9 protein-coding genes are annotated in these 22,483 nt (G+C 52.4%); 7 read left to right on the forward strand and 2 right to left on the reverse strand.

What is annotated here, in order from left to right; translation table 11 throughout:
* Window positions 1–336 precede the first annotated feature (336 nt).
* From KP705_RS02270 to KP705_RS02300, 7 genes are all read left to right on the forward strand, one after another.
* Window positions 337–7,608 carry a GH36-type glycosyl hydrolase domain-containing protein gene (locus tag KP705_RS02270; protein ID WP_252348189.1) on the forward strand — a complete coding sequence of 2,424 codons (7,272 nt, stop codon included), beginning with the start codon at window positions 337–339 and terminating at the stop codon, window positions 7,606–7,608.
* A 746-nt stretch (window positions 7,609–8,354) separates the two neighbouring features.
* Window positions 8,355–9,662 (forward strand): DUF1800 family protein, encoded by a 1,308-nt coding sequence (locus KP705_RS02275; protein WP_080951513.1) that lies wholly within the window; start codon window positions 8,355–8,357, stop codon window positions 9,660–9,662.
* Window positions 9,663–9,665: 3 nt separating this feature from the next.
* Window positions 9,666–10,874, forward strand: a complete 1,209-nt coding sequence (locus KP705_RS02280) for a DUF1501 domain-containing protein (protein WP_046901741.1) — start codon at window positions 9,666–9,668, stop codon at window positions 10,872–10,874.
* A 310-nt stretch (window positions 10,875–11,184) separates the two neighbouring features.
* A complete protein-coding gene (gene mgrA, locus KP705_RS02285; RefSeq protein WP_046901742.1) occupies window positions 11,185–12,207 on the forward strand; it encodes an L-glyceraldehyde 3-phosphate reductase in 1,023 nt (340 codons plus the stop codon).
* 487 nt (window positions 12,208–12,694) lie between these two features.
* Window positions 12,695–16,180, forward strand: coding sequence for a glycosyltransferase (locus tag KP705_RS02290; RefSeq protein WP_215763932.1), 3,486 nt, complete (start codon window positions 12,695–12,697; stop codon window positions 16,178–16,180).
* 272 nt (window positions 16,181–16,452) lie between these two features.
* Window positions 16,453–18,150 (forward strand): glycosyltransferase, encoded by a 1,698-nt coding sequence (locus tag KP705_RS02295; protein ID WP_215763933.1) that lies wholly within the window; start codon window positions 16,453–16,455, stop codon window positions 18,148–18,150.
* A gap of 283 nt (window positions 18,151–18,433) precedes the next feature.
* Window positions 18,434–19,972 (forward strand): hypothetical protein, encoded by a 1,539-nt coding sequence (locus KP705_RS02300; protein ID WP_215763934.1) that lies wholly within the window; start codon window positions 18,434–18,436, stop codon window positions 19,970–19,972.
* Window positions 19,973–20,540: 568 nt separating this feature from the next.
* On the opposite strand, the gene KP705_RS02305 is transcribed toward KP705_RS02300, so the two are convergent.
* Complete coding sequence (locus KP705_RS02305) at window positions 20,541–21,401, reverse strand: aldo/keto reductase (protein WP_046901746.1); 861 nt, start codon at window positions 21,399–21,401, stop codon at window positions 20,541–20,543.
* 24 nt (window positions 21,402–21,425) lie between these two features.
* Complete coding sequence (locus KP705_RS02310) at window positions 21,426–22,409, reverse strand: aldo/keto reductase (protein WP_046901747.1); 984 nt, start codon at window positions 22,407–22,409, stop codon at window positions 21,426–21,428.
* Window positions 22,410–22,483 lie beyond the last annotated feature (74 nt).

Raw genomic sequence — 22,483 nt, forward strand, 5'->3', positions numbered from 1 at the left:
GAGAAAACAAGCCCCGTAAGTCAAATATTTTATCGTCATACCGGCTTTTCGGATATGGATCCTCCTACCCGGAATTTATATAGCAAAGCCGTTGAGGCCCTTGCGAAAGGGTCCAGCTATACAGAGTGTGAGATCGCACAGAAGGTCACTTCTCTTGCTGCAATGCAAAAAGACATACCAAATTCTGATCTTCGCAAATCAGATCCTGGTTACTACCTTTTAGCAGAAGGTCGGGAGTGGCTCGAAGCAGAGTTAAAGTCCCGTGCCCCCTTACGCGTACAAATCGGACAAGGTTGCCGTCGGTTAGGCATAACCGGTTACAGTTTGGTTGTAACCTTGCTGACTCTTCTCGTCCTGACCGCTTTTCTTTCTGCCATGAATGGTCAGTTGTCAGGTCGCGCCGCGTTTGCGCTGATTGTTCTGGGATTTATTCCTGCCACTGATGCGGTAGTCGCTGGTGTAAACCGCTTTCTGATGTGGGCCATCAAAGTATCAGAGCTCCCCGCCCTTGAACTCAGAGGGGGGGTCACAGCACCGCTGCGGACTATGGTTGTCGTCCCTACCCTTCTGACCAAACGATCCTCCATTGTAGAAATGGTAAACCGTTTGGAGAAACATTACCTTTCCAGTCGAGATGGTGAAATCTACTTCGCCCTACTCACAGATTGGACAGACTCTCCAACTGAGAGCCGAAAAGGTGATCAGGATCTTCTGGATGTTGCTGTCCAAGAAATCGGAAAGCTAAATCGGACTTATGGAGCGGGCTCTGCTGGCACAAGATTTCTTCTCCTCCATCGCAGGCGTCTTTGGAGCATCAGTGAAGGAGAATGGATCGGATGGGAGCGAAAACGCGGTAAGTTGCACGAATTAAACCGTCTCCTTCGCGGAGCAACAGATACCAGCTTTCTTGATTTTCCGAATCAGAGCATTCCTCAAAATGTACGGTATATTGTTACCGTGGATTCCGATACACGTCTTCCGCATGAGGTTGTCAGGCGCCTTGTCGGGAAGATTGCCCATCCGCTCAATAACGCCCGTTTTGATCCGGAAAAAGGCCGCGTCACGGAGGGATATGCGGTTCTCCAGCCACGTGTGACGCCCTCATTGCCTGAAGCTCGGCAAAGCACGCTATTTCAAAGAGTTTTCTCAAGTCCCAACGGGATAGAACCTTATACGGCCGCAGTATCTGACCTGTATCAGGATATGTTTGCAGAGGGGTCTTTTGCAGGCAAAGGCATTTATGAAATCGATACTTTTGAAGCAGCCTTAGCTGGCCGGGTCCCCGATGGAACGCTTCTGAGTCACGATCTTTTCGAAGGTGTTTTTGCCCGTGCCGGTCTCGTAACCGATATTGAAGTTATCGAGGAATACCCAACTGACTATTTGGTGTCCGTTGCCCGTCTTAATCGTTGGGTCCGTGGAGATTGGCAGCTTCTTCCGTGGATCTTTTCATGGATGGGCCATTTCCCAACCATACGTATAAAAACTCGTCCTCTCACGGGCATTGCGCGTTGGAAGATGCTGGATAATCTGCGTCGCAGCCTTTCTGCGCCAATGGCAGTCAGCGCCCTGTTTGCCGGCTGGTTTCTGGAGCTCCATAATGCTGCGGTCTGGAGCCTTTGCATTGTTTCAACAATTGCTGTTCCAGCAGCGTTGCCCCTTCTAGTTGATATTATCAGGCGCAGAAGAGGAGAAACATTTCGCAGCTATTTTTCCCTTCTGACAATTGACCTCAAACGGACGGTTCTCACCACAGCTCTGTGTTTTGTGTTCCTGGCCGATCAGGCCTGCCTGATGGGGGACGCGATTAGCCGAACATTGGGGCGCGTTTTCGTTACTCGAAAGCACCTTCTTCAGTGGGTTACGGCCGCTCAGGCTGCGGAAGCTCCACGTGAGCGGATGCAGGGATATTTCCGTCAGATGAGTGGAGCCGTTTTAACTGGTCTTCTCGCGGCGGGCGTTATGGTCGTGGCTGGTCCCCGGGTGTGGATTATCATTCTGCCTTTCGCTGTGGCCTGGTGCCTGTCACCGGCAATCGCGTGGATGGCCAGTCAGTACCGTGCGTCTGCTCGCAGGCTTGAAGCTACTGAGGCTGAGACGGTTTTCATGCGCATGCAGGCCCGGCGCACATGGCGGTATTTTGAGATATTTGTCACCGCTGCGGATCATATGCTTCCGCCGGACAATTTTCAGGAATCCCCTGCCCCTCTTGTTGCCCATCGAACCTCTCCAACCAACATGGGGCTTTACCTCCTGTCTGTTGTCGCGGCATGTGATTTTGGGTGGATTGGGGTAGCAGACGCAACATCCCGTTTGAGTGCCACCCTTGAGACAATGCTGCAGCTTCCGCGTTTCAGAGGGCATTTTTATAACTGGTACAGCACTTCTGATCTCTCTCCGCTGTCCCCTATTTATGTTTCAACAGTGGATAGTGGCAATCTCGCTGGCCATTTGATGACACTGGCAGGGGCCTGCGAGGAGTGGGTTCAGAAAGGAAGAAAATCTGACATTTGGCGTGAAGGTATACGAGACGCCCTGAATCTAGCGCTTGAAGAAGCCACATCGGAAAACGGTATCTTTCGGTCATCCGAACTCGCACAACTTATGGAAGCCCTTCTTCAGGACATGAAGGACGGCCACGCCAGTCAGGTCACACTTACATACAGAGTACAGATGCTCGTCAGTCAGGCAGAGGAACTGGCGCATCTTCTACAAAGACGTGCCATGGCTGGAAGTGCAGGCAAAGGCACCACAACTACAGGTGCCGAGGACCTCCTATTCTGGCTGCACGCTGCCCAGAACTGCCTGCGGAGTGAACGGAAAGATCTCGAAGATAACCCTTCCCTCCATGATGAACTCCGTAAAATTGCACAAATCTCAAGAACCATGGCTTTGGACATGGAGTTTGGCTTTCTGAGAAATTCAGATCGGAAACTGCTCTCGATCGGGTTTGCCGTGAATGAAGGCACTCTCGACAATAACTGCTATGACCTTTTGGCATCCGAAGCGCGGCTCGCTGTCTTCTTTGCCATTGCAAAAGGCGATATTCCTGCCTGGGAGTGGTTTCGTCTGGGGAGGCCTCTTGCTGCGGTGGCCCATGGCGAAGCTCTGGTTTCCTGGTCTGGGTCGATGTTCGAGTACCTCATGCCGTCCCTGATCATGGCCGCACCGTTCGATAGTCTTTTAGAAGAGACCAGTCGGCAGATTGTCCACCGTCAGATTGAATATGGCCAGTTCTGCGGTGTGCCATGGGGTATTTCGGAATCTGCCTATAATGCACGCGATCTGGAATATAATTATCAGTATTCCGACTTTGGTGTCCCCGGACTGGGGATGAAGAGAGGACTGGCCCAAAATCTGGTTATTGCACCTTACGCCACAGCTTTGGCTTCGATGGTTGATGCGCGTCTGGCAACAGAAAACTTCCGGGCCTTGCAGGCTGCAGGCGCTCAGGGAACCTACGGATTTTACGAGGCGCTGGATTATACAAAGGCGCGACTGCAATCGAACCAGACTATTGCAATCATTCATTCTTACATGGCCCATCACCAGGGCATGTCCATTCTTGCAATAGCGGATACGGTCCTCAAAGGCCTCATGCGAACCCGTTTCCATGCAGAACCGATTATCGGAGCGGCAGAACTGCTTTTGCAGGAGCGCGCACCAACAGGTGGAGCTATTACCACTCCGCTGAAGGAAGAAGAGTCCGCCCCTCCTGCGCTGACCGTACAGACGCAGTCTGGTGGCCGCCATTTACAGACAGCGGACACGACTGCCCCTGTTACTCATCTGCTTTCGAATGGACGATACAGCGTGATGCTGACGGCCGCTGCGTCAGGATATAGCAAGTGGGGTGATCAGGCTGTTACGAGATGGAGGCAGGATCCCACGCTCGATAACTGGGGGACTTATATTTACCTTCAGGCGTCTGGAGACAATCACTTCTGGAGCGCAGGATTCCAGCCATCTGGGGCTAAGGCTGAGAGCTACGATGTAGAATTCAGGGAAGACCGCGCAACATATACGCGTCAGGACAACAAGCTGACGACGACGATGGAAGTGCTGGTTTCAGCCGAAGATGATGCAGAACTTCGTCGTATTTCAGTTCGGAACTCCAATTCTTCAACGGTTGAGATCAACGTAACGTCTTATGTCGAGCTGGCGTTATGCCCGCCTGGTATGGATCTCAGTCATCCTGCTTTCGCAAAAATGTTTGTCCAGACGGAGTATCTCCCTTCTTACAGGGCAATTGTTGCCACGCGGCGGAAAAGAAATCCGTCTGATGCAGAGATCTGGGCAGCGCACCTGATCATTGGCGGCAATGACCTTTCCATCGAGACGGATCGTGCCCGATTTATCGGTCGTGGCAGGGATTTGCGGGAGCCGATTGCCGTTATTGAAGCGGGCCCTCTCTCTGGATCAGTGGGGACGGTATTGGATCCCGTTTTCGCTGCGCGGTGCAAGCTCACAATTCCCGCGCGCTCTACTCGGCATGTATCGTTCTGGACGATTGTTGCGTCAACACGCGAAACGCTCATCCAAAGCATCGAGCGTCATCACGGTGGAGCGGATCTCGATCGTGCCCTGACCCTCGCATGGACTCATGCTCAGGTTCATTTACGCCACCTCGATATCCAGCCTGTACAGGCAGACCTCTTTCAGAAACTTGCCGGCTATCTTCTGTTTCCAAATTCCATTCTTCGCTCGTCTGCGGCCCGTATAAAACGAGGCGCTGGCAAACAGGCAGATCTCTGGGGACAGGGCGTTTCCGGCGATTTGCCAATCCTGTTGTTGGTCATCACAGAAAGTGAAGATTTCGACCTCGCCCGGACCCTTCTCACAGCGCATGAGTATCTGAATTTCAAAGGTCTGGCTTTTGATTTTGTTATTCTGAACGACCATCCGACGTCTTATGCGCAGGATCTACAACACGCACTGGAAGCCCTTGTTCGGTCCTCCGGGCAGCCGGGTACAGTCCGTCTTCTTCGCGGCACGCTTATGTCAGAAACAGTCAGAGACCTTCTGTTCTCCGTGGCTTATGTGGTGCTGGCGGGTAAGGGAGGAAACCTGCAACATCAATTGACCCGTATTGAAGTCATGCAGGGCGCGAAAGTCTTGCAGGCAGCCATACGTCCCTGCCGCGCATACCGTGGAGCAGCGGAAACCCCTGTGCTGCCTCAGCTTGAACTGCCAAATGGATATGGAGGCTTCACGTCTGATGGGAGGGAGTATGCTGTCATCATCCGTGGGAAAGCGCGTCCCCCTGCCCCTTGGGTCAACGTCATCTCCAGTCCTCATTTCGGGTTTCAGGTCTCCGCAGAAGGCAGCGGTTATACCTGGTCGGAGAATAGCAAGGAGAACCAGTTGACGCCTTGGTCTAACGACCCGGTCGTGAATCCAACTGGGGAAGCGTTCTACCTGTGTGACGAGGAAAAACGGCAGTTCTGGTCTCCTCTGGCAGCCGTTTGCCCAGATGACAGTGCTGTTTATGTTTGCCGACATGGGCGTGGATACAGTCAGTTTGATCGACACACCAACGATATTGCTTCGACCTTGCTACAATACGTGCCGCTCGAAGATCCGGTAAAAATTTCCAGATTGAAACTGACCAACACATCCTCCCGACCCCGGACTTTGAGAGTCACGACCTATACCGAGTGGGTGCTCGGACAGTCCCGCAGTACGACTGCCCCTTTTGTATTTACAGAGCAGGATAATGACACTGGCGCGCTGTTTGTCAGGAACAAGTGGGGCGAGACGTTTGGTGACCGGGTCGCCTTTGCGGATATGTCGGCTCAGCAGACATCAAGCACGGACGACAGATGCACATTCCTGGGTCGAAATGGCACTCTTTCCGCCCCTCAAGCCATTATCCGGGGTGGCCCGCTTGAAGGTATCGTCGGGGCCGGAGTTGATCCGTGTGCCGCCTTGCAGACTGTCGTTACGCTTGAGCCCGGAGAAAGCACCGAAATTGTCTTTCTGCTAGGTCAGGGTCAAAATTCAGACCATGCTCGTCAGATTGTTCGGCGATACAGAAATGCAAATCTGGATACCGTTCTGGATGAAGTGCATCGCAGGTGGGAGGCGATTACAGGAGCCGTACAGGTTCATACGCCTGATTGCGCTATGGATATCATGCTGAACGGCTGGCTGCTGTATCAGTCCCTTTCCAGTCGCATCTGGGCACGGGCAGGCTTCTATCAGGCCAGCGGTGCCTATGGGTTTCGAGATCAGTTGCAAGACGGAATGTCGCTCGTTCTGGCCGCTCCTCAACTGGTGCGGGAGCACCTTCTGCGGGCGGCATCCCGACAGTTTCCAGAGGGAGATGTTCAACACTGGTGGCTCCCTCAGAAAGGAAACGGTGTTCGTACAAGGATTTCTGATGATTGTGCATGGCTTGCCTACACGGTCGCACACTATGTCCGAGTCAGTGGTGACGCGACAGTTCTGGATGAAGAAGTTCCATTCCTTGAGGCCGCAGTTTTGGCTGACGGGGAGCATGAGCGTTTCCTCCAGCCTGACGTAACGGACAGAACGGCGTCTCTCTATGCTCACTGCGTTCTTGCTCTCGATCACAGCCTGCAGAGAGGAGTTCACGGTCTCCCGCTGATGGGAACCGGGGACTGGAATGATGGGATGAACCGCGTGGGCGAAGCAGGACGCGGAGAAAGTATCTGGCTGGGATGGTTCGTGCACGCCACGTTGGCAGCCTTCCTGCCACTCGCTCAGGCCCGACAGGACACAGAACATGTGGCGAAGTGGACGCAAATCATGAAGGAGCTTGAAGACGCGTTGGAGGCAGCTTGGGACGGATCTTGGTACCAGCGTGCCTACTTTGATGACGGCAGCCCCTTAGGCAGCCATGCAAACCCTGAGGGACGCATTGATGCCATAGCTCAGTCCTGGGCTGTAATTTCAGGAGCAGGATCTCCCGAACGTGCAAAACAGGCCATGCACGCTGTTCAGGAACAACTTGTCGATCTGAACCGGGAAATCATCATGGTTTTGACCCCACCCTTTGATACCTCAGAACCTGACCCGGGTTATATTCGGGGCTATCCGCCGGGTATCCGAGAAAATGGCGGCCAATATACGCACGCAGCTCTATGGACAGTTATGGCGACTGCCCTTCTTGGAGATGGCGATGCAGCGCATAAGATGTTTTCAACGCTTAATCCTATTCACCACTCCCGCGATCAGGATGCGGCAGACCGCTACAAGGTTGAGCCATACGTCGTCGTCGCAGATGTTTATTCCTCCAGTCCTCATGTCGGCCGCGGAGGATGGTCCTGGTACACGGGGTCGGCGGGTTGGATGCAACGCGTCGGGGTTGAGACGTTACTGGGCGTGCAGATCGAAGGAAATCGACTGTCCCTTACTCCACGCATTCCTGCGGGGTGGTCGTCATATGAAATTCGGGTGCGCTGGAAAACATCGGAATATCATATCCAGATAAAAAACCCTGACGGCGTTTGTGAAGGAGACCTGTTTATGCCGATTAATGGAGAACTCACTGCATTCACTCAGCCGATTTATATGAAAGACGACAACGTTATACACATAATCGAAGTAGTTCTCAAAAGGAGTGAACGATTCCACTCTATCTAACTGTAATAGGTCACGTGGACGAATTGGTGGACGCAGAGTGGAGCGAAGCGGCGTGTTTTGAAGGGCATTGATACAATGACACCCGGAGCTGGAAAGCCTTCGCTCCCATGTTAGTAGAGATCATGGCAGGTAGTGGCCACCATAGCATCGATAGCATTACCATTCGCGCGTTATGTCTCTGCGGCTGACGGCAGGGGAAGACTGCTCGTCCTCGGAGAGGGGGTAGACTGCAAGGTATATGATGCCCCGATCGAGTTGGCGGCGTTTTGGTGCTGCTGGCTGACAAGCACTATGAATGCTGGCGCTCTCAGGACTGACCTTGCGAAAGGCAACATCCAAGCCGTCATTCCGGGCCGATCAAATTATCGGGTAACGATCTAGTATGACAGAACGCTCTATAAGCAGCGCAACTGCATTGCGTTCATGTTCGGCCGGATGAAAAACAAACCCGCCATCACAATCCGATATGATCAACTCGTCGTCAATTCGCCGACGTCGCCTAACTAACATTCTGCTCTGAAATTAAAATGTTCGTAAAAGAAACCCTCAACCATCGCTCGATGTATAGAAAATCAAGCTGCAAGAACTCCAATCGCAGGTTTTTGCTCCCGTCATCTTTATTGGGTTACGGGAAATCGGGATCATCGAAAAGAAGACGTGAGGCGTCATCCTGATTTTGCCACATATGGCGAGCAGTCTCCGACAAAGTCCAGCCACTCCGGTCCACCGGACATCGTGAGGATGCCATGCGACTTGTCAGTGCCATAAACAGATTTGGTTGGGGCCAACGAGAGAGGGGCTCTTCCGACATACCTCTTCGGGAATGGCTTTCCAGTCAGCTCGATGCACCTGACTCGGCCACGTTCAGAAATATTGGGCCGTGTTCGGACGGCCTGATCGCCCTGCGCGAACAACGCAAGACCAAGTTGCAGGGCGACCCTCTGGTCAAACCGATTTTTCAGACGGAAGTTACAGTCCAACTCGACAATCTGCTTGTAACGGACCAACCTTTCCGCGAACGGCTTGCATGGTTCTGGTTCAATCACTTCACGGTCAGCCTGCGTCAGGGCGGCACAAGAGCGGTCATTGGCGCCTATATGCGTGAGGCCATTCGCCCGCATGTGACCGGGCGCTTCTCGGATATGATTCTCGCCGTGATGCGCCACCCGGCCATGCTGATGTATCTGGACAATGCATCTTCCATTGGCCCCACAAGCCCAGCAGGGCAAAAGAGCCATCACGGACTCAACGAAAATCTGGCGCGTGAATGTCTGGAACTACACACAGTTTCTCCGGCCGCTGGCTACACCCAAACAGATGTCACGTCCTTCGCCGCCATTCTAACAGGCTGGAGCATCGACATGAAGGCCGAACAGCCCGGCTTCGTGTTCCGGGAAAAAGCCCATGAACCAAGAGAAAAAACCGTCATGGGGCAGACTTTCCCCGAAGGTGAAGACGGCGGCGTGCAGGCCCTGCACTTTCTCGGCACGCATCCTGCAACGTACCGCCACATTGCGACCCAGATGGTCGGGCACTTCATTTCTGACACGCCTTCGCCGCAGGACATCGCCCATATCGCGTCCGTCCTTCGGGACAGTGACGGAGACCTGCGGGAAGCCTCTCTCGCCTTGGCAGACCTTCACGATACGAACCGCTCTGGCAGCAAGTTCCGTTCTCCCATGGACTATGCCACAGCCGTCATGCGAGCCCTGTCTTTAGGCGGCGAACCCAGCCAGCCAGACGACCCACATTCCCCCGCCCATCAGCTTTACGCCGCCTTTGCTTCATTGGGACAACCGTTATGGACGGCCCCGTTGCCCAACGGCTGGAGTGATAATGCGGCAGACTGGAGTGCACCTGCAGACATGTTGGCCCGCACGGACTGGGCGTGGCGAATGGCGGCTCATGTTCGGGCGGGAGACCCGATGGAGATCGCCCATATCGCCCTAGGCCCGGCGCTCCGACCACAGACACAACTCGCCATGCATCATGCCGGCTCCCGTCAGGATGCACTGGCTCTGCTTTTCTCTTCACCCGAATTCCAGAGGCGTTGACCCATGATGATCCATCGTCGCACTGCCCTGCTGGGTCTGGCTGCAAGCTGGACACTCGGGCGTTCCTCTCTCGCGTTTGCCGGTTCACCTGGCGGTCCGGATGATCCACGCTTTGTGGTCATTATCCTTCGGGGCGCACTGGATGGCCTGTCGGCTGTCACCCCATACGGAGATGCCGATCTCAGAACACATCGCCGGGACCTTGTTCTTCCTGAACCCGGACAGGAGGGCGGCCTTCTTGATCTGGGCGGCTTCTACGGGCTGCATCCCTCTCTTCAGACGCTTCACAGCCTTTATGGCGAAGGCCAGATGCTGCCTATCCATGCCGTAGCAGGCCATTACCGCAGCCGTTCCCACTTCGAAGCGCAGGATTATCTGGAAAGTGGGGCGGACGACCGCCTGAGCAGCGGCTGGCTGAACCGGGCTGTCTCCGTCCTTCAGGGGAAGGCCAACAGACCGGATGGGTATGGGCTGGCCATGGGGCTAACGGTTCCCCTTCTGCTCCGCGGATCTGCAAAAGTCGGAAGCTACGCGCCAGCAGGCAGCCAGCACCCGGACGAGGATCTTTACAACCAGATCGTTGCCCTGAACGCGTCCGACCCCATCACGGGCCCCGCTTTCAGGAACGGCCTGAAAGCCCGGGGTTTTTCGAACGCCACCATAACGGGAATGAAAAACGACTCTGAGACCGGGAAACCCCGTAAATCCGATGCCTTTACACAACTTTCAACCGCCGCGGGGCAAATGCTGGCCACACCCCATGGCCCCCGGATCGCCGCACTGGAAATCGGAGGATGGGACACGCATGCCGCTCAGCTTGGACGACTGGGAAGCCCCCTCGCCCAGCTTGATCGCGGGATTGGAGCCTTACGTGAGAGCCTTGGGGACAGCTGGAAACGCACAGTCGTCCTCGCCCTGACGGAGTTTGGCAGAACCGTCCGCATGAACGGAACAGGCGGAACGGACCACGGCACCGGCACTGTCACATTCCTTGCCGGAGGTGCCGTTGCGGGAGGAAAGGTCGGCGGCACATGGCCTGGCCTGCGCCCCAGCCAACTCTTTGAAAACCGGGATCTTGCACCGACAACAGACCTGCGCGCCGTAGCCGCAGGTGTGCTGTGCGACCATCTTCACATGCCTCCGCAAGCGATTGGCACGGTGTTTCCGGGGCCGAAGACTGATGCCCTCAGGGGGATGGTTGTGTCAGCCTGAACTATTCTTTGGTTATCTTGTTTCAGGATAACCAAGCAGGACAGCTGATCTGGTATGAGTTGAAGAGATTCTATGGAGGGACATTGGCGGTGCTGCGCTGGTGTGGCGCCTGACCAGATACTGGCCAAGCTACCCGCATACCAGGACCTCGGGATGGAAGCGTTTATTCTATCTGGATATCCTCATCAGAGCGAATGTGATCTATTTGCCAGGCATGTCTTGCCGCATATGAACCATGGGCCATTGTCCCGATTTGACTGACCCTCGCCTTCACAATTCTGCTCGTCACCAGCAAAGTTAGGAACTTCTCATGAGTTGGACACCAAACCCATCCCGTTATGAAACAGCGACATTCCGTCGGTGTGGCCGTTCGGGCCTTGATCTGCCGCCAATTTCTCTTGGCCTATGGCATAATTTTGGAGGTGTCGACGTTTTTGAGACGGGGCGAGCCGTTATCAGGCGTGCTTTTGATCGAGGGGTTACTCACTTCGACTTGGCAAACAACTATGGCCCTCCTTATGGCTCTGCCGAAGAAAATTTTGGCACGATCCTGAAAAAGGATTTTGCGGCCCACCGTGATGAAATGATCATTTCGTCAAAAGCTGGTTGGGATATGTGGCCCGGCCCGTATGGGAATGGCGGATCACGTAAATATCTTTTGGCGTCTCTTGATCAAAGTCTTCAACGAATGGGGCTTGAGTACGTCGATATTTTTTACTCACACCGTCCAACGCCTGATGTGCCTCTTGAAGAAACGATGGGCGCTCTGGTGCAGATGCATCGTCAGGGTAAAGCGCTTTACGTCGGTATTTCGTCCTATGGGCCGGAGCGAACAAAGCAGGCTGCAGCTATTCTGAAATCTGAAGGCGTGCCTTTACTCATCCATCAGCCGTCGTATTCGATGTTAAACCGCTGGGTTGAAGTTGAACTGCTCGATACGCTTGAGAGCCTTGGAGTGGGCTGCATAGCCTTTTCTCCCCTCGCCCAAGGTCTCCTGACTAATAAGTATCTGAATGGTACGCCGGAAAACTCACGTGCGGCGGCAGGTAATTCTTTTGCGCATGCGATGCTCTCAGATGAAAACATCGCCCATGTTCGCGCTCTGAATGATATCGCCCAAAAGCGTGGTCAATCCCTGGCACAGATGGCCATAGCCTGGATCTTGCGCGACCCGCGTGTCACGTCTGCGCTCATCGGTGCCCGTAATGTTCAGCAACTTGATGATTCATTGGACGCTCTGAAAAATTCAGTATTCCAAGCGGAAGAACTTAAGCTCATCGATCAATATGCACGTGAAGGAAATATCGATCTTTGGCGTAATCTTTCGGACTGATTCTGATCGTTAAGACCGAGACCTAGAAAAAAACGTCTGATTTTGGGTTTTGCAAGGCTGGTGGCTGAGAAGATGACGATTGGCCACCTGTCTGGGGTATCGCACGATACCGTTGCCTGCACAGCGGTCAGGATCGTGGGTGGAGAGGGAAAAACACTAAAGTTCACGTTGAGATAGAGTATTTTCCTCGTTCTCATGGTTGGCTGCCTACTCAGAGTGGGCCTTTATCTATTGAGTTAATCCAGAGCTTCTTTGGCCTGGCTGCATTTTGGCTCTCTGTTTAATAGCTTAAATATGTGCATGCGACAGGCGGATAGCCGGAAAGAATATGGTCGGGATTTGTACATGGTGTCGAATTAAGTCTAATTCCGAAATCAATTATGGTTATTTTATTGAGGGTTGTTCCTACTCTTCACGGAAGAACTAGATAGAAGAACTGGAAGATGTTAAAGGTTCATTCAAACTCAAGAAGTCGAGAACCGTTCACGTGACGCCGAAGATCATCCGCCGGGAACAGGCGAAAAACAGCCTCGCATTCAACGGGGAACGATTTACATCTGACATTTCTGGTCAGATCGAAGTCGAGCATTATCATCGCTACCTGATGGCGCGGCAGTTTTGCACTGACTGTGTGGTATTGGACGTTGCGTCAGGCGAAGGCTATGGGGCGGCTATGATCGCGCAGGTCGCGCAGTTTGTGCAGGGCGTCGATATTGATGGCGACACTGTCAACCACGCAGCGAGAGAGTTTACTCGGCCCAATTTGAGATTTGCTTGCGGGGATGCCACCAAGCTTCCCGTTGAGGACCATTCCTTTGATAGGTTCCTCTCGTTTGAGACAATCGAGCATGTCGAGGATCATGATGCTTTCCTGAGCGAGATCAAGCGCTCCCTACGCTCAGATGGTCTTTTGATCATCAGTTCACCCGACAAAGATGTATATTCGGCGGTTGGTGAGCCCGACAACCCGTTTCATGTCCATGAGTTGACCAGAATTAATTTTCTTGAGTTGTTGCAGAAAAATTTCCGTCACGTTGCACTTCTTATTCAGAAGCCCATGATTGGGTCGGTTATCTTGGCCGAAGAACGGTCAAGCTGCGCCCCTTTGGTTTTTGAAAAGCGCAATGCTGATTATTTTGAAGTCCTGTCGCAGCCCTCGCATGCACCCTATTTAATTGCTTTCGCGTCTGACGAGCCGCTCCCAGAAATTCCAGATTCTTTTTATATTCATCGCACAGACCTCGATACCGATATGACTGAGCGTCTGGCACAGGCGCGTCGTGCTATCGAGGCAGAGCAACGCTTGAATGAGACTCTGGATCGTGTGCGAGAGCTCGATGCCGCCCAGATAGAATGCCAGAAGAATGCAGATCTTTCCTGTCTTGAGGATGTAGAACGCTATCGCGAAGAAGCCGCGCAACTACGGAATGAGATAGAAAGAGCCTATCAGGAACTGAGCAGCCGTGACGCCTCCTTCATGGCCAAGATCAGTCAGCAGCAGAGTCATATTGCATCACTGCACGGGCGGCAGATGCACGCTGAGGCACAGCTTCTGATTGCTCAAAAGAGACTGAGGGAAACCGAAGATCTTCTTGAGAACATCGAAATTCATCAGACTTCGGCGCGAGAGGCCGACTCTCGGGCCTGGCAGGCGGATGCAGAAGCTAGTCGTATCTTGGTTCGTCGCCTCTCTGATGAACTTGAACAGGCTCGAAACCATATCAATGCCTTTCAGCGAAGTCTGAGTTGGCGTGTCAGCGCCCCAATCAGGGTAGCAGCCCGCATCTCTCCGCGGTCAGCACGTTTGGCACGGATGGCAGCAAAGGCAGTATGGTGGACTGCAACAGGTCAGCTCGCTCATCGTCTGCGGCTTCGTCGAGCCTATCATGAGGCGATTACACAGGAGATCGGAAAGGCTGGTCACGACAGCGTTTCAGCACTTGCCCCTCCTGATGGTTATATTTCATCTGAAAAAATTGAAGCGTCCGATATGGTTCTTGCACCATTTGTCATACCGACAAGTCATAAACCTGTCGTTTCAGTCATTATCCCTGCTTACGGGCAAGATGCTGTAACATACCGATGCCTAAGGTCTTTTGCTGATCACCTCCCTGACGTTCCATTTGAAATTATCCTGGCCGATGACGCCTACCCTTATGATGGCCATGAGGCTCGTTTGCCCGAGATCGTATCTGGCGTCCGTCATATCAGACATCAGAATAATCTTGGCTTCTTGGAATCCTGCAATGCAGCAGCGCGCCTAGCGGTTGGTGAGTACATATTCTTCCTTAACAACGACACTGAAATTCTCAAAAATTCACTTGATGCTCTGGTGGGATTGCTTGACCGAGACCCAAGTGTAGGCATGACGGGTTCCAAGCTCGTCTATCCGGATGGCTCCCTGCAAGAGGCTGGTGGAATCATCTGGGGCGATGCTTCGGGATGGAATTGGGGGCGTAATGGCGATCCTTTACAGCCGGAATTCAATTATACCCGCGAAGTAGATTATATCTCTGGTGCCGCAATCATGATCAGACGATCTTTGTTTGAGGCGTTGGAAGGGTTTGATCCGCATTTCGCCCCTGCCTACTATGAAGATACGGATCTGGCATTTCGTGTGCGGAACGCAGGGTTCAAGGTTGTTTATGCGCCGCGATCCGTGGTGATTCATCATGAAGGTGTCTCTCACGGAACTGATTTGACCAGCGGAATCAAAGCTCGTCAGGCAATCAATCAGAAGCTCATGTGTGACCGTTGGCGGGATGTACTGGCCGATAATCATTATCCTAATTCAGCTGATCTTTATCGTGCGGTTGATCGCGCTCGGAATAAACGAGTTGTTCTGGTTATCGATCATTACGTGCCAGAGCCCGACAGGGATGCCGGATCGCGTACAATCACAAACGTGATCGAATGCCTGATCCAGTCAGGATTTGTTGTGAAGTTCTGGCCACAGAACCGTGCCTATTCGCCGCTTTATACGGCGGCGCTTCAGGATATGGGCGTGGAGGTGGTAGATCATCGTTGGCATGGTGGTTTTGTAGAATGGCTGGATGAGCGTGGGGATTCCATAGATCTCGTTCTCGTCAGCCGGCCCAGTATTGCCTTCGAATTTCTGCCCGCGCTTTGTTCTCGGCCTAACCTGAAGTTGATTTTCTATGGCCATGACCTGCATTTTGATAGAATGCGCCGGGAAGCGAAGCTCAAAGGTGACAAGGCCCTTTATCGTGCATCCAACGAAATGGAGCAGCTTGAACGGCGATTGTGGAGGCTGTTTGACCGGAGCCTTTACCTCTCGACAGTAGAACGGGATCACGCACTTTCGCTGGAGCCGAGCGCTGATATCCGCGCGGTTGTGCCTTATTGTTATCGATACTCCCGTCGCCGGGAGGCTGTTGTCGAAGGGCAGACAATTTTGTTTGTCGCTGGCTTTGCGCATCCACCTAATGAGGACGCGGCTCACTTCCTGGTAGAATGCATCCTACCGCTTGTGCAGCAGAAATATCCTGATGCGCGAGTTCTGCTCGTAGGGTCTCATCCCACCGCAGCCGTTATGGGGCTTGCTGGTCCATCGGTCGAAGTCACGGGCTGGGTCAGTGATGATCATTTGCGACGGTATTATGAAACCAGCCGTGTTGCGATTGTTCCGCTCAGGTTCGGGGCGGGCGTAAAAGGTAAAGTCGTGGAAGCTCTGCATTATGGCCTGCCGTTGATTACGACTTCTATAGGTGCCGAAGGGATCGAAGGACTGGAGCAGATCCTCTGTGTTTCAGACAGCGCCCAAGATCTTGCCAATGGCATCATCACGCTTCTATCTGACGACGAACGTTGGCTTGCCCAATCCTGTGCGCAAACTGAATTTGCAGAAAAGAAGTTTTCCTTTGATGCGATGCGTAAATCGCTTGAGGCAGCCCTGTTTTTTGAGGATGAGCACGTAGAAATTATTCCTTCGGTGGAGTTGCCGGTCGAATGACTTCTGCCATTTTGCAACTGGACGATGAGGGCGCGCGGTACGAATTTGTTGTGCGAGCTTATGGTCTTATCTTAAGACGTGCAGCTGATCGGGGTGGGATCGACAGTGGCGTCGCCTTTCTTGCAAATGGTGGTGAACCTGACGCGTTTATTCGTGAACTTCTGGCCTCTGAAGAGTTCCACAATCTGCGCATCTCACCCGATCCGCGAGAATTGTGCGTCAATTACTGGGATACAATTGTAGAGAGGCATAACATCTGTCCTGTGCAGCCTATGCCTGATCTTGAGCCCACAGACAGTCTTGTGGAAGCGCTGCTTCATTTTCTAATGTGCCCTGAGGTTCGGCAGTTACCGTTGGACCAGAGTGTACTGCGGTGCAATGACCTGAGGGCTTACCGTTATTGGCGTAGTCTTGTAACGCAAGGCAGCGACAAGACTGATCGTCCGCAGGCAGCTTTGCTACCGCCTATATCTTTTGTGGTCAGGGTGGATCGCGGCCTCCCGTCCTGGGAGGAGGAACTGCAAGGGCTCTTCGCATCCCTTCAGGCACAGACAACCCTGGAATGGCGTCTTTTTGTGTTGGCCGATCGTTTCAGTTTGTCGGCCTGTCGATCCCGCTTGGGCCGTGATCGTCGTGTCTCCCTGATTAAAACAGCACGAGATATCAAGACTATAGGTTGGATTGCTGTTCTTAACGCTGATGATCGCCTTGAACCAGACGCTTGCGCACGGATGAGTGAAGCACTGACCCTTGCTCCACATGCCGGACTTGCATATGCGGACGAAGATATTCGGGATCAGGCAGGATATTGTGATCCATGGATCAAGGAGGAATGGATACGATACCAGGCGTATACACCTTGCCTGACTGGACTAGTCCTTTTTCGGCGAGACTTATCTGAGCCCCTGTTCCAAGAGTTTCTGAGTACAGGAAGTGTGCCGGCGACGATGGTCTCAGGATATCTAAGAACAGATCAGGTCCTGCACGTTTCTGCAGTTTTGTTGCATCGGGCACGTCCAATATCTGGTGGAATGCGCCCTGCACTGCTGCGTGTCCCTACCAATTTGCCTAGCGTGTCGATCATTATCCCAACGAAAGATAAGCCTGAACTCATCCGTCGCGTATTGGAGGCTCTCTTTTATCGCACGAATTATGCGCAGATGGAGATCGTCGTTGTTGATAACGGGACGACTGATAAAGATGCACAATCCGTATTGCGCAAGGCTGAACGGCGCGAAAATGTAACTGTGGTTAATGCCCCTGGTCCTTTCAACTGGTCGTATTTGAACAATCTCGGTGTTTCTCATTCCCGAGGAGAAATTGTTGTTCTTTTGAACAACGATGTGGACGTTATCAACGCGTCATGGCTTGAGTATCTGGTGGCACCGCTGATGCAACAGGATGTTGGTGTAACGGGTGCAGTTCTATTGTTCAGCGATGGGACCGTACAGCATGCTGGGATTGATCTGGAGGTTGGACCAAAGGCAAGGCACGTCGGACTGGGCGAAACATTTCCAGCTGATCCCGAAGGGACTGCCGCCGATTACGACGTACCAGCAGTGACTGGTGCCTGCCTGGCAATTCGTCGCACGTTATTGGATGAGATCGGAGGGCTGGACGAAGCTCTGCCTGTCACATGGAACGATATCGATTTGTGTCTGCGCGCCAGGCGAGCAAAACAGCGCGTGGTCATCGCGCCGGCTTCCCGTTTGCTTCACGATGAATCCTCTACCCGCCTGCCGGATATGGACGTTTCTCAGCGTCAGGTTGTGAGAAACGCCCATAAATTGATCCAAAAACGGTACGGTAGTGAGCTTGGTGCATGGAAATCGCGAAATGCTCAGATTGAAGGATTTGGACCATATGAGTACTGGTCGCTAGATTATGCAAAAAAATACGGTTGCATTGAATTTACGGGGATTTATAGAAACAATTCTTTTCAATATTCGATTGATAATATGTGCATTTAATAGTTTGTATTATTGCAAAATTATCTTCAAAAATTTATGTGCTGGATTAGAGGGGAACTTAATTTAATCGGAAGATATAATTTCGGTCCCACTATGGCTTACGTAAGAAAATGCAGAGCTCCATCATCAGAAGAAATATCTTCACGATCAAAAGCGAGATTTATTATGAATAAAAAAGAGAACATAAGTCAACTTATGCTCAGTAAGATCAACGGAATTTATACTATAAATAATATATGTTTTATCATTTCAATTTATATTTAAGTAAGAAGATTATTTTATAATGGGCATTAATATTTATTATTTTAATAGAACAAAATCCAGTCAGGTGGGATTGTATTTAAAATACATTTTTTCTGTTTTTGGTTTTATGACAATAACTGTCATTTACCTTTTAGGATACCTCCATTATCCCGCTCGCCCCACGCCTGAAGCACGTTTTCCAGAGGGATGGTGGGGGTGGTTCGATCAATCGAAATACTTGCAATCAGCGCTCGCGATCTCCCATTGGGATTTGTCTCCTGCTCAACATTGGTATCCGTTTGGATATGCGTTGCTTGGGGCGCCTTTTGTCTGGATGGGGAATAACTGCTACCTGCTGCCTGATCTTCTGTGCCTTCTCGCAACGGTGGGGGCGATAATTTTTCTTGCAGAAGGTTTAGAATTGTCTGTGTTTGCAGGCATGTTGATTGCCATCGGCACGACCGTGTTTCCCGCGCCAATTTTGAGTGTTTGGGTCGTACCTTGGAACACAACGCTCTCCGTTCCCCTGATCTGGTGGGCATTCGCACTCGCGACGCGTTTAGTCCTGTTGAAGGATGCCGGCAGGCTTTCAATTTCTCGTCTACCGTTATTTGCCTTGCTGGGGGCCTTACTGGCGTTTATTCCCGTTACCCGGCCGACTGATCTTCTCATTTCAGGAGGTGTAGCCGCGACCTGCTTTCTGACAGCATTGTGGGAACGTGAGTTACGTTGGAGGGAGCTTCTGGCCGCGGTTGCTGGTGCTACGGTCGTGTTGGGCATCGCTGGTGCTTTGTACGTCCAGATTTATGGGTTCCATGCTTCGGAATACATGGTCCACTCAAAAGAGCTTGGCTTCCGCACCGATCTTTTGTGGTGGAAAACCTACCTGCTGCTTTTAACCCCGCGCCCTTGGTTCCCTGATGGCGAAGGCTTGATGGAGCAAATCAATTGGCTGTTTTTCGGTATCGCGGGCATCGCAATGTTACCGTGGACTGCTCGCAGCCGAAAAGATATTCCCTATATTCTGCTGGCATGCCTCTGCATCGGATACAGTCTTCTGTTCTTTTCCTACATTGATCTGATTCCAAGTGGTCTGTGGCGCTACAACAACGTCCATTATTTCAAGTGGGTTCTTCCTGCGATGGGTCTGCTGGCATGGCGTTGTTTTACGGCTTTGTTTTCTCCACGGTGGAGAGTGGCTCTTGGCACAATAGCTGCGGTGTTCGTGCTGTCATGCATCAGATTGTTGCCCGTACAGGTGCCAAATGGCAGTTCCGGCGTCTGGATGCTTACACTCCACGAGGCGCCTCCCTCGTGGCCAGACAGCTACTTTCGAGATATGACTGTCGCGGATCAGGATGGAAAACTTGCAAATATTACAGGCTTTAGATCGTTGCCGGATACACAGGGAGAACGATGGATCGCCCTCGCCCGTCCGTTTGATGGTGTGGTACGTAGTCTCACCATGCAGGACCAGAATTCCTTACCCGTTACATCCTGGGGCATGAAGCTTGCATTGAGACCCAATCCATGTTGGCTTCCCCCTTATGCTTGTCGCTATAAAGCGCCCATGCCTTAAGGTTAGTTGTTTAGGATCTGACTGCGGTAGAAAACAGGTATTTCACCGCAGTCTGTACGGTTAATGTACCGTCCAACCATGATAACTCTTGGGGATGCCTCAGATTTTAGAAATGGACAGATCTAAAGCTTTTGAATATCGCAAATCAGTGGAAATTACGTGACTTGATCGCGATGGGTTCAGAGGGTACCTCGTGCGAGTATTCGTCAAAATCCTGTAAAGAGCGGTTTGCAACGTTAGCTAGCATTTCCGACACGCACTATCTGTCGATAAGCCTCGGAGTGGGCCAAATGATGGTGTTTATGTTCACGAATTTCTCCTTTAACGTCATGAACACCACGCTTTCAGCCGATCCGGGTCTTCGCTGTACTAGAACCAACCCGGCCTCCACTACACGCTTCTCGTCTTTTGCAGACAAAGCCTTTTGACAGTTCGCGATGCCCTGTCTGTGCAGCTCTGCGCGTAGAGAGGCCAGTAGATGCTTGTGTAGTACAACGTAGGCTCCCTCCAGCACCATAGTCAGCAAAATAACCGAGATGCTGAGATGTGAAAAACTAATACTGATATCTCACCCTAACTTCCTGGTCCCCAGCCATCTGACTTTCTCCGGATCGCGGTGATCGAAGAAGCTACTGGCTTTCTGATCAAGCGTGGTAATCGCCTCCACATCAGCATCGTCCAGCGTAAAGTCGAAGATAGCAAAGTTTTCGGCCATACGCTTTTTACGGACTGACTTGGGGATCGCGACAATCCCGCGCTGGTTCAACCAACGCAGCACAACCTGAGCGATGGTCTTGCCATGCTTCTGCGCAATTGACTGAAGCAAATCATTCGAGAACAGCCCGTTTCGTCCCTCTGCAAACGGTCCCCAGGCTTCCGCCTGAACATCATATTGCTTCAGGATTTTCAGCGCATCGTCCTGCTGATGAAAAGGATGGAGTTCAATCTGATTGATCGCTGGTGTGATTTGGTTGTGCAGGACAAAATCCACCAGTCGGTCAGGATAGAAGTTGCTGACGCCGATCGCCCGGATACGGCCCGCACGATACAGTTCTTCCATTGCGCGCCATGCCCCATAGACGTCCCCGTATGGTTGATGGATCAACCAGAGATCGAGATAGTCCGTCTGGAGTTTGTTCAACGAGCGCTCAAAAGCAGCCTTGGCGCCCTCATAACTCGCATCTTCAATCCAGAGTTTGGTAGTGACGAATAAATCGCTGCGGTCAATCCCGTGGTTGCGGATAGCATGTCCGACTGCTTCCTCGTTGCCATAGGACGTTGCTGTGTCCAGAAGCCGATAGCCGACATCAATAGCGTCCCGAACACTTTGCTCACATTCAGCAGGATCAGGGACCTGGAACACACCAAAGCCAAGAGATGGCATCTGAACGCCATTGTTCAGCATAACTGCAGGCGGGATGAGTGTCATGATTATTCTCTCCGAAACTGTGGCTTAGCGATTGATCAGGTTCTGATATGAGGCAGGATAACGGTCCCCTTGCAGGGTGATCCCGTTGAGTGCCTCTTCAATGCGGGTCAGATCATCCTGTGTCAGAATGACATCAGTCCCTCCCAGATTTTCTTCGAGACGATCAAGTTTCGTCGTGCCGGGAATGGGAGTAATCCACTGCTTCTGGGCCAGAAGCCACGCCAATGCGATCTGCGCGGGCGTGCAGGATTTTTCAGATGCAATGGCTTTAACAAGATCAACAAGGGCCTGGTTCGCGGCCAGTGCATCAGCCTGAAACCGGGGAACAGAGCTTCGGAAATCATCTTTGGCGAACACGGCCTTTGGATCGAGTTTTCCAGTCAGAAACCCTTTGCCAAGAGGCGCAAATGGCACGAAGCCGATACCCAGTTCTTCAAGGAGCGGCAGGATTTCCAATTCAGGCTCGCGCCAGAACATCGAATATTCACTCTGGAGAGCTGCAACCTGCTGTACGGCATGTGCACGACGGATTGAATCCGTCCCCGCTTCAGACATGCCAAAATGCTTGACCTTGCCCGCTGCGATAAGGTCTTTCACCGTTCCAGCAACATCTTCGACCGGCACGTTTGGATCGACGCGATGCTGGTAAAAGAGATCAATCCTGTCAGTCCGCAGGCGCGTCAGAGCTTCATCCGCAACCTGTCGAATACGCTCCGGCCGACTATCCAATCCCTGTGCTGGCACGCCGTTTACGAAACCAAACTTGGTGGCAATCACGACCTGATTGCGAACCGGCTCTAGTGCCTCCCCAACGACTTCTTCATTAATGCCTGGTCCATAAGCTTCGGCAGTATCGAAGAAAGTGACCCCACGCTCATATGCTGCGCGGATCAGCGCAATAGCATCCTTGCGGTCGGTGGCAGGGCCATAGCCATAGCTCAGGCCCATGCAGCCGAGTCCAAGCGCTGATACTTCCAGACCACTCTGGCCTAACAGACGTTTCTGCATGTTTCTTGATCCCGCGTGTTTATCCTTGGGCGTCTGCCAAGGCTCTGAACACGCGAATCATAAGCCCGGACTCA

Origin of the sequence: Gluconobacter sp. P1D12_c (assembly GCF_018812105.1) — a bacterium.
Lineage (GTDB): Bacteria > Pseudomonadota > Alphaproteobacteria > Acetobacterales > Acetobacteraceae > Gluconobacter > Gluconobacter oxydans_A.

Bases quoted from the DNA above. Each gene is read 5' to 3' on its own strand.
- KP705_RS02295 (WP_215763933.1), top strand. From the start codon at position 16,453: ATGCCTGATCTTGAGCCCACAGACAGTCTTGTGGAAGCGCTGCTTCAT.
- KP705_RS02300 (WP_215763934.1), top strand. From the start codon at position 18,434: ATGGGCATTAATATTTATTATTTTAATAGAACAAAATCCAGTCAGGTG.
- KP705_RS02305 (WP_046901746.1), bottom strand. From the start codon at position 21,401: ATGACACTCATCCCGCCTGCAGTTATGCTGAACAATGGCGTTCAGATG.
- KP705_RS02310 (WP_046901747.1), bottom strand. From the start codon at position 22,409: ATGCAGAAACGTCTGTTAGGCCAGAGTGGTCTGGAAGTATCAGCGCTT.
- mgrA (WP_046901742.1), top strand. From the start codon at position 11,185: ATGAGTTGGACACCAAACCCATCCCGTTATGAAACAGCGACATTCCGT.
- KP705_RS02280 (WP_046901741.1), top strand. From the start codon at position 9,666: ATGATGATCCATCGTCGCACTGCCCTGCTGGGTCTGGCTGCAAGCTGG.
- KP705_RS02275 (WP_080951513.1), top strand. From the start codon at position 8,355: ATGCGACTTGTCAGTGCCATAAACAGATTTGGTTGGGGCCAACGAGAG.